Below are 14670 nucleotides of genomic sequence, written 5' to 3' on the forward strand. Positions count from 1 at the left end.
AGCGACGGCCCTTCCATTCAGAACCGCCGGATCACTAGGACCGTGTTTCCACTCTGCTCGACATGTACGTCTCGCAGTCAAGCCACCTTATGCCCTTACACTCGTCGGCTGATTTCTAACCAGCCTGAGGTGACCTTTGTACGCCTCCGTTACACTTTGGGAGGCAACCGCCCCAGTCAAACTGCCCGCCTGACTCTGTTCCGAATGGTGATGGACCATCCGGTTAGAACCCCAGCACGCATAGCGTGGTATCCCACCGGCGACTCCGCGACTCGTGGCCAAGCCGCATCAAAGTCTCCCACGTATGCTGTACAACACGTGCCAGAGCCCAAAATCAGGTTACAGTAAAGCTCCACGGGGTCTTTCCGTCTTGCTGCGGATACCCTGCATCTTCACAAGGATTGCAATTTCGTTACGCCATTCGTGCAGGTCGGAACTTACCCGACAAGGAATTTCGCTACCTTAGGACCGTTATAGTTACGGCCGCCGTTTACCGGGGCTTCGATTCGAAGCTTCGCTTGCGCTGACTTCTCCTCTTAACCTTCCGGCACCGGGCAGGCGTCAGCCCCTATACGTCGCCTTGCGGCTTGGCAGAGACCTGTGTTTTTGATAAACAGTCGGTTGGGCCTGGTTTCTGCGACCCCCAGTCGCGGCACGGCGCAGGCCGTACAACAACCGGGGGCACCCCTTTTCCCGAAGTTACGGGGTCAATTTGCCGAGTTCCTTAAGAGGGATTACCTCGCCGCCTTAGTATTCTCTACTCGCCTACCTGTGTCGGTTTGCAGTACGGGCACTCAGATCCCTGGCTAGAAGTTTTTCTTGACAGTTTGGCGAGAACCACTTCGAAATGCATTGATTTCTCGGCGTAAGCTCTCAGGGTTATGCCCGCAAGCATTTGACTCGCGGACCCCCTACCACTTTGCTCGTGCACGACCAGCGGCACGTAGGTTCGACCTCCTGTGTCACTCCATTGCTCGTAACGGTCCTGAGCGGGGCCGGAATATTCACCGGCTGTCCATCGGCTACGTCTTTCGACCTCACCTTAGGTCCCGCCTTACCCTGGGCGGACAACCCTTCCCCAGGAAACCTTAGGCTTTCGGCGGAGAAGATTCTCACTTCTCTTCACGCTACTTATACCTGCATGCGCACTTCTCTTGCCTCCACGGTTCCTCGCGGTACCGCTTCACAGGTCACGAGAACGCTCCCCTACCACTAATGACGAATTCCTTCGTCGTTAATCCGCAGCTTCGGTATCCGGCTTGAGCCCCGTATATTTTCGGCGCTCGCTGACTCGACCAGTGAGCTATTACGCACTCTTTCAAGGATGGCTGCTTCTAAGCCAACCTCCTGGCTGTCTATGACAGCGAACTTCCTTCACCACTTAGCCGGAATTTAGGGACCTTAGCTGGCGGTCTGGGCTGTATCCCTCTTGTCTATGAAGCTTATCCCCCATAGACTGACTGCCTAGCAATACATGAGAGTATTCGGAGTTTGATGGGGTTCGGTAACCGGGTAAGGCCCCTAGCCCTGTCAGTGCTCTACCACTCCCACTTAACCCTAGACGCTAGCCCTAGAGCTATTTCGGGGAGAACCAGCTATCACCAGGTTCGATTGGCATTTCACCCCTATCCACACCTCATCCGAGATTTTTTCAACAATCACCGGTTCGGCCCTCCACACGATTTTACTCGTGCTTCAGCCTGGACATGGATAGCTCACCTGGCTTCGGGTCTACATCACGCGACTCAAATCGCCCTATTCAGACTCGCTTTCGCTGCGGCTCCGCGCTTTTCACGCTTAACCTTGCCACGTAATGTAAGTCGCAGGTTCATTCTACAAAAGGCACGCGATCAGCCTGGTTTGACCCATAGGCCTTTCACGGATTGTAAGCACACGGTTTCAGGTTCTTTTCACTCCCCTTCCGGGGTTCTTTTCGCGCTTTCCCTCACGGTACTTGATCACTATCGGTCGGCAGGGAGTATTTAGCCTTGGATGATGGTCCACCCAGATTCCCATAGGGTTTCACGTGCCCCATGGTACTCAGGAACCACACCGTCGAGGCTGCTCGCTTTCGCTTACGCGGCTATCACGCTCTTTGGCGGAGCTTTCCAACTCCATCAGCTAACGCGCAGCTTGGTAACTCGACGCGCTCTCGGCAGAGAGCGCCATGTGGTCCTACAACCCCTCGCCAGCAACGACTGCCGTCTTGACACTGACGAAGTTTAGGCTGTTCCCTTTTCGCTCGCCACTACTCAGGGAATCTCTAGTGATTTCTTTTCCTCCGGGTACTGAGATGTTTCACTTCCCCGGGTTCCCTCCACCCAGCCTTACGACCGGGCAGTCAAACGCCTTGAACGTTTGTGGTTGCCCCATTCGGACATCCTCGGATCAAAGCTCGCTCGCAGCTCCCCGAGGCGTATCGTCGCCTGCTACGTCCTTCATCGGCTCCTGCCGCCTAGGCATCCACCGTGTGCCCTTTCTACCTTATCCCATCAATCTTGCGTGTTCCCCCAACCGCACCGCCTCACTTCCACCGCGAACGGGGAGGGGAGTCGATGCGCTCGAGAGTCAAGACCCACGGGCGGCAGATAATAGCGTGCTTCGAAGAGAAAATCAGGTTTTCTCCTCTTGCGATAATTGCAACTCGCAATTTGCTCTACAGAACACTCTTCAATTGTCAAAGAACACAAGACTCGTCGCGGAATCACAAACCGTGAGACCGACCGACGACCCTTGAAAATTGGATAGCAGAGATAAACCAGGTCGCCCGGGAAAAAGGGGCGTTCGACCTGGACGTGTCGCGAGAAGCACCTGCGGGCGCCAATCCACGGTCGCTCTCGTACAGCCCGAGGGCTGTTTGACCGAGCTTCCGTGGCACTCACCATCGGTCGTGAGGACCGTTGGTGGTGTACACTCCGTAGAAAGGAGGTGATCCAGCCGCACCTTCCGATACGGCTACCTTGTTACGACTTCGTCCCAATCACGAAGTATACCTTCGGCGCCTCCCTCCCTTGCGGGTTAGGCCAGCGACTTCGGGTACGCTCCGCTTTCGTGACGTGACGGGCGGTGTGTACAAGGCCCGGGAACGCATTCACCGCAGCGTAGCTGATCTGCGGTTACTAGTGATTCCAACTTCATGCAGGCGAGTTGCAGCCTGCAATCCGAACTGAGGCCGGCTTTAAAAGGGATTCGCTCCACCTCGCGGTCTCGCTGCCCGTTGTACCGGCCATTGTAGCACGTGTGTAGCCCCGGACGTAAGGGCCATGCTGACTTGACGTCATCCCCACCTTCCTCCGCCTTATGACGGCAGTCTCCCCAGAGTGCCCGACATGACTCGCTGGCAACTAAGGACAAGGGTTGCGCTCGTTGCGGGACTTAACCCAACACCTCACGGCACGAGCTGACGACAGCCATGCAGCACCTTCACAGCAGCGGGGTTGCCCCCTCGCCGACATCTCTGCCGACTACAACCACTGCAATTCAAACCCGGGTAAGGTTCTTCGCGTAGCGTCGAATTAAACCACATGCTCCACCACTTGTGCGGGCCCCCGTCAATTCCTTTGAGTTTCAACCTTGCGGCCGTACTCCCCAGGCGGGATACTTATTGCGTTAGCTGCGGCACAGACGGGGTCAAAACCGCCTACACCTAGTATCCATCGTTTACAGCCAGGACTACCGGGGTATCTAATCCCGTTTGCTCCCCTGGCTTTCGCGCCTCAGCGTCAGGAACAGGCCAGAAAGTCGCCTTCGCCACAGGTGTTCCTCCCGATATCTACGCATTTCACCGCTACACCGGGAATTCCACTTTCCTCTCCTGTCCTCAAGGGCGGCCATCTCCCGGAAAGCTCATCAGTTGAGCCGATGAATTTACTCCAGGATGCGCCGCTCCGCCTACACGCCCTTTACGCCCAGTAAATCCGGACAACGCTCGCTACCTACGTATTACCGCGGCTGCTGGCACGTAGTTAGCCGTAGCTTCCTCAGTGGGTACCGTCCTTGCTCTTCCCCACTGACAGAGGTTTACGATCCGAAGACCTTCATCCCTCACGCGGCGTCGCTGCGTCAGGCTTTCGCCCATTGCGCAAAATTCCTCACTGCTGCCTCCCGTAGGAGTCTGGCCCGTATCTCAGTGCCAGTGTGGCCGATCATCCTCTCAGACCGGCTACCCGTCGAAGCCTTGGTGGGCCGTTACCCCGCCAACAAGCTGATAGGCCGCAAACCGCTCCTCTAGTGCATTACTGCTTTCTTCCCCACGGGATGTCCCGCGAGGATCACATCCGGTATTACCTTCCCTTTCGGAAAGCTATCCCAAGCTAGAGGGCACGTTATTTACGTGTTACTCACCCGTCTGCCGCTGGGGATTGCTCCCCCGCACGACTTGCATGTGTTAGGCACGCCGCCAGCGTTAGTCCTGAGCCAGGATCAAACTCTCCATAAAAGAGCTTTTTCCACGGCCAGCCGATCCGCTAGGATCGAATGGCCTTGAATCTTTGGGCAAAACCCGCAGGCTCATAAATCGCTGCACGTCTCTGCTATCCAGTTTTCAAAGGTCGACCAGTCGACGAGCACAGACGCAGCACAAAACCGAGGTCGTGTGTGCGAGAGGGGCGACTCACCGTCGTTCCGCCAGGTGTGCGTCGTGGCGCCGTCTGCGGCACGCTCACCGCGATGTCGCGGCGGCCAGTGCGCTGGGCGCTTGAGGATATTATCACGCAGGCAAGGGGCTGTCAATACCCATGCCAAAAAACTTGCTGCAGGGGACTTTGAACCTGTAGAGAAAGCACCGCCACCATGAACACCCCCATCACGCTCACGCTCGGACAGATTGCGGAACACGTCTCCGGACGTCTCCTTGACCCGTGCACAGCCGACCTCCCCATCACAAGGGCAAGAGGCCTCTCAGAAGCGGAGAGCGGTGACCTCAGCTTCGTCGAAGCGGCGCGTCACCTCGACGCCGCCGTCGCCTCGACCCAGGCGCGCGCCCTTCTGGTGCCCGCGGCAACCGATGCGTGCGCGGTCCCCGCCGTCGCGGTGCGCTCCCCTCGCCTGGCGTTCGCACGTGTCCTGGCGCTCCTGCATCCTCGCCATCGCCCGTCCCCTGGTGTGCATCACACCGCGGCGGTCGATGCGAGCGCACACATCGACGAGACCGCCCACATCGGGCCATACTGCTCCATCGGCTCAGGGGTGCGCGTGGGCGCCGGCGCCGTGCTGCACCCGCACGTAAAGATCGGCGCGGGCGCCACCATCGGCGACGACACCGAGCTTCGCCCTCGAGTCACCATCGGCCCGGATGTCACCGTGGGCACGCGATGCCTGATTCACGCGGGCACCACCATCGGCGTCAGCCGCAATGGGCATCGGGGCCTGGCAGGCGTGATCGTGGGCGATGACGTGGAGATGGGCTCGCGCGCCGTGGTCGAAGCAGGAACAACCTCGCCCACGCGGGTGGAGAGCGGCTGCCGCACCGACAACCTCATCTACATCGGTGCAGGCGCGCATCTCGGACCGCACTGCCTCATGGTCTCCTACACCCACGTCGGCTCCGAAGCCGTTCTCGCCCACCACGTAACCCTCGCCGGGCAGGCCATGGTCACCCCCCGAGCCAGGGTAGACGCCATCGCCGTCGTAGGCGCGCGAGGCAAGGTTCTCGAGCACGTCGCCGAGCGCACCGTCGTCTCCGGTGACCCGGCCATCCCCCACAAGGAAGAACTGCGGCGCGCGGCCAGCGCGGCAAGACTGGGGCAGCTCGCAACCCAGCTCGAGACGACCCTCTCTCGGGTCAGCGAATATCAGTGAGACGCGGGCTGCTTGGCGTCGAGAGGCTGGGCTCCCGAGACTCGGTTGCGCCCGCCCTTCTTCGAGCGATACAGCGCGGCGTCTGCGGCAGAGACGAGATCTGCCTTCGAGCGGGCGTCTGAAGGGAAGGTCGCCACACCGATGCTCGACGTGACCTTCACCGCCAGCTTGCCAAAGCGCAGCTGGAAGGCGTCTCGAATGCGCTCGGCGGTCTTCAGTGCGCTCTCCTTGTCTGTGTCCTTGAGAATCAGCGAGAACTCGTCGCCGCCATAGCGACAGACCAGGTCGCTCTCTCGGGTGTAGGAGCGAAGGAGCGCCGAGATCTCCTTGAGCAGCTTGTCGCCTTCAGGGTGGCCCAGGGTATCATTGAACTTCTTGAAGTGATCGGTGTCGACCATGACGAGGGCCAGGGGACGGCCATAGCGCTCCGCCCACCGGACCTCCTCGCTCAACCGTTCCTGGAAATACCGGTGCGTGTACAGCCCCGTAACACCGTCGGTGATGGCCAGCCCCACGGTCTTCTCGAACAGCAATGCCTTCTGTATGGCCAGGGCGGCCTGTGAGCTCACCATCTCACATGTCTTGACGGTCTGGTCATCATAGACGTCGGGCTCAGCCGAACCGATGTAGATCTCTCCGATGACCTCATCTTCCGCCAGCAAGGGGACGATGATCACCGAGCGCTCGCGCTCGATGAGGCTGGTGAATCGCGACTCCCGAGCATCGTCGAGGACGAGGCGACGCTTGTTCAAGGCCACCCACGTCAGCACGTTCTCCCCCGCCTGTCCCGCCTCGTCATCGAAATCGACCACGAAGTTCGTGAAGAGCGCGCCGTAGGGGCTGGACGCCTTCTTCGCCACGATCTGCCCCTCACGGCACTGGAAGATGATGCACGACTGGCATGAGATGAGCTGGGTGACGTTCTTGAGGATGATGTCGAGGATCTCGTCGAGCTCTACCGCACGGTTCAGGTCACTCCCGAGGGTGCTGAGCGCCTTCCACTGATTGGCCTGCTCCTGCTGCATCTCCTTGAGTCTCATCTCCTGGGTCAGGCGCTCTTCCTGATGGCCGTGGAACTGGGCGCTGCGGATGGCGATTGCGGCTGGGTTGGCAAGCGTCTCGAGCATGTGCACGTGATCATCGTTGTAGGTTCCCGGGCGAAGCGTACCGACGTAGATCACGCCGATGATGCTGTCCTTGACGATGAGCGGGACGCACATGATCGACTTCTCATCGCGGAAGATGCGACGATCGTTCTCCCCCTGCATGTCTGAGACGAGAACGGGCTTCTTGCTCTTCATCACGAGGTTCACCATCGACTCCTCGAGCTGCAGGAGCGGAGACATCTCGATCTTGTCCCGGTAGGGCGACGCGCAACCTTCCGGAATGAGGGCCCCCTTGGGGTCGATGAGGTAGATGACGCAGGACTGATAGATGAGCAGCTTGCGGATCATCGACATGACGATGTCGAGCGTCTTGCTGAGATCCTTGCTTGCGCCGAGCTGCTGACCCATGTCTCGAAGGATTGCGATCTCGTCGACCCGCTTGTGGAGGTCGGCCATGAGCGCGCGGTTCTGGCCTTTGATCTCTCCGAGCTCCTCGCGCATGCGGCCGACGGCATCGTCGACTTCGCCCATGCTGCGAACGTCGTCTTCCTGGACGACGAATCGAAGGGCGCGGTGGAACGCCAGCAATGGAAGCACGAGGATCACCAGGGGCACGAGATTGAAGCCGCTGCCACCCGGCGCGGTGAATCGCAGGAGCAGGCTGGCCGCCCAGCCGAGCGGCAGCAGCGCGGCTCCGATGAGCCGGATGCGTCGGCGCACGATGCGCCAGGGCCGGCGGCGATCGGACGGGATAGCCGTCTCACAGACGCGAGAGAGCGCGAAATCGACCACCGCGTAGCCCAAGGTCGCCGAGACGACCGCCAGCCACTGCGACAGCGCCAGGGGATCTCGCGGAGAGGCGTCGCCGCCCAGGCCGCTGTACGCCAGACAGGCGGCCGCGAGGGGTGCAAAGGAGAGGGAGAGGCTGAGCATGCGCTTCACCACCCCTCCCCTGCCCCGCGTGGTCTCGCGAGCAACGCCCGCAACAAGCGCGACACAGACGGCGAACAGCGCGCCCTGCGTCGCCGCGAGCGCCATGATGGCCACCGATGTCAGGGTGGCGAACCCCAGGAAGGGCAGATCGACGACGAACAGGTCGAGGGCGATGGCCGAGACCGCGAGCGTGCCGGCAACCGCGGGCTGCGGAGGCACCCGGGTGTTGAGCGACAGCGCGAGGACGACACCCGCGAGAGCGACGTCAATGAGAACCAGCAGCGCCAGCAGACGGTACTGAAGGCCTGCGTCGTCTCTCACCGATGAGGTTGCTCGGACTGCCATGCGCGCTCCGCCGTTCAGGGCATAATCGACCCATCATCTATTATAGCGAGAAAACGGTCGGATGTGTATACACGACCCGCAATCAAGTCCCTGTCTCTCCGCCCGTTGGCTCCCTGCGATCAAGGCGCCGCGGATTGCTCTTGAACACCAGGCAGTAGTGATGGTGGACGTTTGTGACGAACTCCGTCGGATACCCCCAGATGCCGAGCGGCTTGTTGTCCTGGGCCCAGATGCGCTCTCCCTTGAAGTCGAACACCTCGCTCAGCGATCGCGCGAGATCCCAGGCCAGAGGCTGCACGATTCCGTTTGGCGCACGCACGTTCTGGATCACCACGACAAGATACCGACGGGGAGCCAGCACCGCCCCCAGGCGCGTGAAGATGTTCGTGAGCGCCGTGATGAAGGCGTCGTAGTCTTCGATGTTCCCCAGGTCGTTGGGGTCGTCGGAGTAGACCTGGCGCAACCCCCTTGCCCCACGCTTCTTGTGGACGGAGACGACCCCGCCACGGCTCTGCCCGAGCATGTTCCAGTAGGGCGGCGACGTGAGGATGAGATGCACGGGCCCCAGGCCACGCTCGCACAGGAGATCGCTCGCGGTTCGCGCGTCTCCCTGGAGGAGCACGGCCTCGTTCGGCATGTCAGGCCGGGTTCGTGACAGCGCGAGGAACTCCGGGTTGATCTCGATCCCGACGCCGGTGCGTCCGGCAGCGCACGCCGCCGCCACCGTCGACCCTACCCCGGAGAACGGATCGAGAACGGTTTCTCCCGCTCGCGTGAAGAAGCGGATGAATGCGTCTGCCAGCGCCTCGGGGAACTTCGCTGGGTGCTCGACCTCACTTGCCTTGCGACGTGGGGGATTGCACACGAACCAGGAGCGGGTGAAGCGGATCCACTCCTTGCCGCTGAGGTCGTTGAGTCGTTGCCGCTCTCGATCGTTGTCCGTCGCACCCACTCGCGTTCGCGAGCCTCCATCAAGCGTGGTCACGCGTGGTTCGGTCCGACGCGATGCCGGGCAACGTCTGGTTCTAGCGGTGTGGGGCGGATGGCAGGCTTCAGGGGAGAGATGGCGTGCCCGGAGGGATTCGAACCCCCAACCTTCTGGTCCGTAGCCAGACGCTCTATCCGTTGAGCTACGGGCACACACAGCGACGAGCGCGACGCCGTAAGCGAGGCGCTACAAGTCTCAGGTACTATAGCGGATCACCGGATGCCTGTCAAGACTCGCACCGCGTGCTCGGTCAGAACCGTGCTCGCTGCGGGCCGGAAGCCGCAAGAAGGCAGGATCCGGAGCTTGGACGTCTAATCTCGGGAAACACCTGAGGGTTGAAGAAAATTCCATGCGAGGCCCGTCCGCCGCCGTCTCTCCCAGAGACCCGTTCGGGCGCAGCCGGAAAGAGGCGAACCTTGCGCTGCCTGCAATGCTTCAAAGCCACCACCGAAGACGTCTGCCTCCACTGCGGAAGGCAGGCTGCGATACCCACCGCCGAGGTCGGCTGCACAGACGTGGCCGAAGGCTTGCTTGCCGCGCTGACCGACGTCGACCATCCGGTCGACGAGGCGCTCATCGACCTCTGGTGCCTCGCACTCACCATGCCTGGGGCGGCGGACAGCCTCGAGCGGGGGCTCGCCTCCGTCGTCATCGACGAGCTCTCGCCAGAGAAGCAGTGCCTCGTCGCCACGCATCGCGCGCGTCGCACCGACGAAGAAGCCCAGGCGGCGGCAACGTTCACGACCGTGCTCGACCCGACCCCAGGCACGATCTCGGCGGCCTCGGCCGTATTCGAGTCGCGTGCGAGAGAGGGCAGCCTCGTCGAGGTCTGGCTGCACCTCAGAGGCCGCGCCCACCAGCTCGGGCTGCTCGACAAGGAGCACGTGCAGTGGACCGACTGCCAGGCCAGCGAGATCGACATGAGCCCCGATGGCTGGGCCTCCTGGCTCGAGGAGGTACGCCGCCTGACATGCGCCGCGAGCCAGACCGCGCTGGCCCTGGGCGAGAGCGCGACGGGCGTGGCGCCCGACTCCGGCTTCCGCTCACTGTGGAAGGCCTTCCAGACCGCGCTGGGTGAAGATCGCGACAGCCTGGAGGCCCCGCCCGAGCACGCCATCCTCGAACGTCTGGCCGTGGAACGAGACAGAGCGGGACTGCGTCAGCTCGATGTCCCGAAGGCGGTCTCCTCCCTGGTTGACGCCTCTCGCAACGCCCTTCGCGTCCGCGCAGACAGCATTCGTGCAGAGCGCGTCCGCGAGGTCGAGCTGTGCGCAACCGAAGCCTTCTCCCGCGTCTTCATCGAAGGCGGGCTGAAGCGCGTGGAGCAGCTTCAAGAAGAGGTCCGCACCGAGATCGCCACAGCCCACGCGGAGCTCCGGAAATCGCTCGACTATCAGGGCCGTCTGCTGCGAAGCGCACAGGAAGCGCTGAACACCTCGCTCTCAGAGCTGTCGCGAAAGGCGGCGGGACTGCTCTGGCCGCTCACGCCACAGCGCCTGTTCGACGACGCAAGGGAGCAGGCCGAGCTTGTCCTTGAGCGGTCGCGAGAGGTCGCCATGATCGAGATGACCGACGCCTACCTTCAGAGCCTCTCCCCGGTTCTCGACGGATCGGCAGGGCAGCTGTGTGCTGAGCTGTCTGCGCGCAGAGCGCTGCTCGACGCCTGGCAGCACGGGCTCGAACGCCTCACGCGTGCCCTGCTCCTGCAGCCGACCGCGTCGGAGGTTGCCGACCCCCCGGCCACGCTGCGAGAGTGGTTCCGATCGTCGCAGCCAACGGCCCAGGGCATGGGAGCCCTGCTCAGACGCGTGACCTTCGACAGCCGCAAGACCGCGAATGCAAGCGCCTGAGGCGCCTCTCAAGCTGCGAGGCGAACTTGGTCAGGAGCGCCTCTGCACATACTCGAGCAGGGCTGCGGGCCAGGCCACAACGACCAGGGTGAGACACAGCGCAACGAACTCGGGACTTCTCGGCACGTCTTCGTCGCCATCTCCCGGGTCGAGCGAGACGTGCGCCACCACGTCGTCGATGCCGCACACGACGAGAAAGGAAAGTCCCAGGGTGAGCCACAACATCAGGAAGGTCATTCGCGTGAGACCGCGTGCCGCATCTCCCTCACGTAGATCGTTTCAACGCCGCTGTGCCGTCGCACAACCCGCCCAGTGACCACTCTCAGCATAGGGCTCCATGAGCAGCATGTCAACCTGTAGCGCGGCGCGCAGATGCGCCTCACCATCGTGACAAGGGGTAGACTCCAGGCATGAAGATTGGCGTGCTCTCCGGCAAGGAGACGTTCACCGACGTTCTCGTCGACGAGATCAATCGAAGGAACATCCCGGGGCTCTCCGCGGAGTTCTGTCGAATCGACGCCGCACGCATGAACGAGCCGTCTCCCTATCGGGTGATACTCGATCGGATCTCGCACTGGATCACCTACTACAGAACCTACCTCAAGAATGCCGCGCTCACCGGCACCTGCGTCGTCAACAACCCCTTCTGGTTCTCCGCCGACGACAAGTTCTTCAACTACAGCCTCGCCGACCGTCTTGGGATTGCCGTGCCGCGAACGATGTGCCTGCCGTCACGCGACTACGATCCGGACGTCGAGACCACCGATCTGCGCAACCTCGTCTTTCCGCTCGACTGGTCGACCGTGATCGATTACGTCAGGTTCCCCGCCGTGCTCAAGCCGTATGACGGCTACGGGTGGCGCGACGTGCACATCGTCGCCGACGAGGCGGAGCTGATGGCGGCATACAACGAGTCCGGCGAAGACGTGATGATGCTGCAGGAGTACATCGACTACGACCACTATGTCCGCGCGTTCGTTGTCGGACAGCAGCACGTGCTCCCCATTCGCTACGCCCCGGACGAGCGTCGCTACATCGTCGACCACGACCACCTCACCCCCGCCCTCGGAGATACCGTTGTGAATGCGTGCATCCGACTGAATGAAGCGCTCGGGTATGACCTCAACACGGTGGAATTTGCGATCCGCGACGGGGTGCCCTACGCCATCGACTTCATGAACCCGGTGCCGGAGGCCAAGCCGAAGGTCATCACGCCGATGTACTTCCAGTGGCTCGTCAAGCACGTGGCAGATGTGCTCATCGACGCTGCGGTGCAAGGCCGCACAACCCCCACGGCAATGGCCGCTCGTACGCCGCTGTCGCCAGCGCTCAGCGGCGAGACCGTCCAGGAAGCTGACACGCTCGCGACCGCGCCCGAATCACCGCAGATCTCGCGCTGATCGCATCTTGAAGGCGTTTGCGCCGGCCCTCATAGCGTCTCGCTCTTTAGCCTGACCGACCCGGTGAGATGCGCCTTCGCGTCGAGAGGTTGTAGCGCCTGGCGCTTCATCTCCAGCGTGAGGTCGAAGGTCAGAGACCCTTCCGTGGCCAGGTTGCGCCCCTCGATCCAATCGAAATAGGTGTCATCAGCCCCGTGGATGCTCCCGTCGATTCGCGACCCCGCAGGCGCCGCCGTCACATCGAGATCGACCTTGATGTCGTGGACGCGCCGGATGTCAGCCACGGTGTGCCCCAGCTTCGACGTCACCGTTTCGAACGTGCTCTTCACGGTTCCGTTGACGGTGGCCTTCACCCCGCCTGAATGAACCGGCAGATTGATGTCCTGCGACCACGCCGCTCCCGTGCGGCATCTGTCTCCAGGGACCGCTGCTGACGAAAGGGATGCGAAGAGGTTCTGCATCTTCTCGATGTCGGTGGCGCGAACGCCCCCTTGCGGCGCAGCGGTGACCGTGTACTCTACGCGCCCCTCTGGCCCGATCTTGTAGCGCACAGCTTCACTTTCGGGCACGGTGTAGCGAATGGGCTCCCCGCCTCCAGGCAGACGCATCTTGATCGAGCCGCCCTCTCCCCGGGACTCGACCTCGGCCACACCGTCAGACACGCGCTTCACCACCTGACGACTGCGCAGCTCGACCTCAAACGGGACATCTGCGTTGAACATGGCCGCAGCGCTCTGGGGAAGGATGTTCTCAGGAAGTCCGGATACATCGAGGCGCAGGGTTCCCTCGATCGCTTGCTTGATGCGCGTCTCCTGACCCTCGCGGAACTGCATCCTCAGCGGGACGCCGAAGAGTGCCGCGCGCACGCGCGGGACACCGCCGACCACCCCCGCAACGATCACGACAAGCAACAGAGCGACCGTGACAATCCTGCCCACAGATCAAGACCACCTCTCTCGTCAGAAGCGGGCTCCCCCGACGCAGGGAGCAGGATCCGCCCTGCGTTCCTGACACGCGCGTGCCAGGGTGGGGCGGCTTCTGCGCAACCCGATGACGCTTCCTGCCTTCCCCCGCCTGCTCGAAGCTGGGAGCCAGATCATCGTTCTGCGGCGAGGACGTAGGGTTTGATCGGAGATCACGCGAACCCTCGCCATCGCATGACAGTCGAGACGGGTGTGCGGCGAGAGACGTTGGGTGCAGACCTCACAGAAGATGAGCTGCGGCTTGCGATCGCGCTGTCTGGCGCAACCGTGTGCCGCCAGTCGCCGCTGATCCGGTCCGACGGGGCATATGTGACCCCGTCGCAGCCGCCCTGGCCCGATCACCTGCTCGACCAGCTCTACCGCAAGGGGCTGCTTGCGGTCTCACCCGAGCCCGCACTTACGCCTGCCTGGACCCAAGCCCTCACCATCCTGGCCGACCCGCTGTGGAACGTCCGAATGGTGCTGGGCGATCCGCGAGACGAGACGTTCGAGACGTACTATGCCCGAGGCGCGCTGAACGCCGGGTCCCTTGTGTACTTCAGGCCCGCCGAGGGCGACACGCCGTGTCACATCGAGATTCCGTTCGGACCCGACGATCTTCTCAAGCTGCTCGAGGAGGCGCGGTTCCTGTCGCTTCCGGCTGCAAGCGAAGACAGTGGCGCCGAGCTCAGCTTCGCGGAATACACCGCCCTGCTGGCGATCATCGACGCGCTGCGCACCCGCCACATCGAGAGTGCTCTGGCGCGAACGCCCGAAGTGGAGACCCCCCTCGCGCTCGACGAGATCGAGCGCGCCCTGAGCCGAGGCCTTCAGACCTTCGACGCCCGCTGGCTGGTCTCCATCGGAGGAGCCGTGTCGCCGTTCGAGCTCGGCGTTCCCGCCGATGGGTGGGGCTCGTCTCTGAACGGTCTCGTCTCGCGCGGCTACCTGACGGCGCAACAAGGAGGATGGCTCCCGTCAGCCTCGCTCCGGCTCATGACCGACACCCTGCTCACCGTTCCCGCCTATTTCGTGATCGAGCTGATCATGAACAAGAGCGATGACCTGTTCGAGATCCACTACTTCGCGGCCATTCGCGGGACCAATGCGCTATGGGTGCTCGACTACTTCTCGCTGGCCACCCCGTTCCCACGGGTGTGCATCACGACGCTGCCGGGCGAGGAGCTGGTGGCCATGTTCTCCACCCTGGTGAACGAGTCTGCCGAGCGGAGCGAGGCCGCGCTGAGGGGGCGCGCACAGACGAAGGCGGCGACCCACCCCGTGAGT

The 14670-nt window shown here is 62.3% G+C and carries 7 protein-coding genes, 1 tRNA gene, 2 rRNA genes and 1 pseudogene; 4 read left to right on the forward strand and 7 right to left on the reverse strand.

Features of this window, described 5'->3' with window-relative positions; genetic code table 11:
- Nucleotides 1-2490, reverse strand: a 23S ribosomal RNA gene (locus EB084_08150); the annotation flags it as partial.
- A gap of 428 nt (nt 2491-2918) precedes the next feature.
- Nucleotides 2919-4438 (reverse strand): 16S ribosomal RNA (locus EB084_08155).
- A 353-nt stretch (nt 4439-4791) separates the two neighbouring features.
- Here EB084_08155 and EB084_08160 point away from each other — a divergent pair.
- Entirely contained in the window at nt 4792-5799 is a 1008-nt protein-coding gene (locus tag EB084_08160; protein NDD28223.1) for a UDP-3-O-(3-hydroxymyristoyl)glucosamine N-acyltransferase, read from the forward strand.
- Here EB084_08160 and EB084_08165 read toward each other — a convergent pair.
- From EB084_08165 to EB084_08175, 3 genes are all read right to left on the reverse strand, one after another.
- The gene (locus EB084_08165) at nt 5793-8159 is read right to left on the reverse strand and encodes a diguanylate cyclase (protein NDD28224.1); all 2367 of its coding nucleotides are present in this window, start codon (nt 8157-8159) and stop codon (nt 5793-5795) included. The two genes, EB084_08160 and EB084_08165, sit on opposite strands and share 7 nt — an antisense overlap.
- Before the next feature lie 106 nt (nt 8160-8265).
- On the reverse strand, nt 8266-9168 hold the full coding sequence (locus EB084_08170; GenBank protein NDD28225.1) for a hypothetical protein: 903 nt from the start codon (nt 9166-9168) through the stop codon (nt 8266-8268).
- 79 nt (nt 9169-9247) lie between these two features.
- Nucleotides 9248-9323: transfer RNA gene (locus EB084_08175), tRNA-Arg, on the reverse strand.
- A 264-nt stretch (nt 9324-9587) separates the two neighbouring features.
- On the opposite strand from EB084_08175, the gene EB084_08180 reads away from it, so the two are divergent.
- Nucleotides 9588-11021, forward strand: coding sequence for a hypothetical protein (locus EB084_08180; GenBank protein ID NDD28226.1), 1434 nt, complete (start codon nt 9588-9590; stop codon nt 11019-11021).
- A 30-nt stretch (nt 11022-11051) separates the two neighbouring features.
- Here the strand turns inward: EB084_08180 and EB084_08185 are convergent, their stop codons facing one another.
- Nucleotides 11052-11258: a hypothetical protein gene (locus tag EB084_08185; protein NDD28227.1), complete on the reverse strand. Its 207-nt coding sequence runs from the start codon at nt 11256-11258 to the stop codon at nt 11052-11054.
- A gap of 173 nt (nt 11259-11431) precedes the next feature.
- Between EB084_08185 and EB084_08190 the strand changes: the two are divergent.
- Nucleotides 11432-12298: pseudogene (locus EB084_08190) on the forward strand (hypothetical protein).
- Nucleotides 12299-12450: 152 nt separating this feature from the next.
- Here EB084_08190 and EB084_08195 read toward each other — a convergent pair.
- A complete protein-coding gene (locus EB084_08195; GenBank protein NDD28228.1) occupies nt 12451-13332 on the reverse strand; it encodes a hypothetical protein in 882 nt (293 codons plus the stop codon).
- A gap of 213 nt (nt 13333-13545) precedes the next feature.
- Between EB084_08195 and EB084_08200 the strand changes: the two genes are divergently transcribed.
- Nucleotides 13546-14670: hypothetical protein (locus EB084_08200; GenBank protein NDD28229.1), on the forward strand; the 1125-nt coding region annotated here is incomplete at its 3' end.

This window comes from Pseudomonadota bacterium (assembly GCA_010028905.1).
Taxonomy (GTDB): Bacteria; Vulcanimicrobiota; Xenobia; order RGZZ01; family RGZZ01; genus RGZZ01.

Coding starts and splice junctions, on each gene's coding strand:
- EB084_08160 (NDD28223.1), top strand. CDS start 4,792: ATGAACACCCCCATCACGCTCACGCTCGGACAGATTGCGGAACACGTC.
- EB084_08185 (NDD28227.1), bottom strand. CDS start 11,258: ATGACCTTCCTGATGTTGTGGCTCACCCTGGGACTTTCCTTTCTCGTC.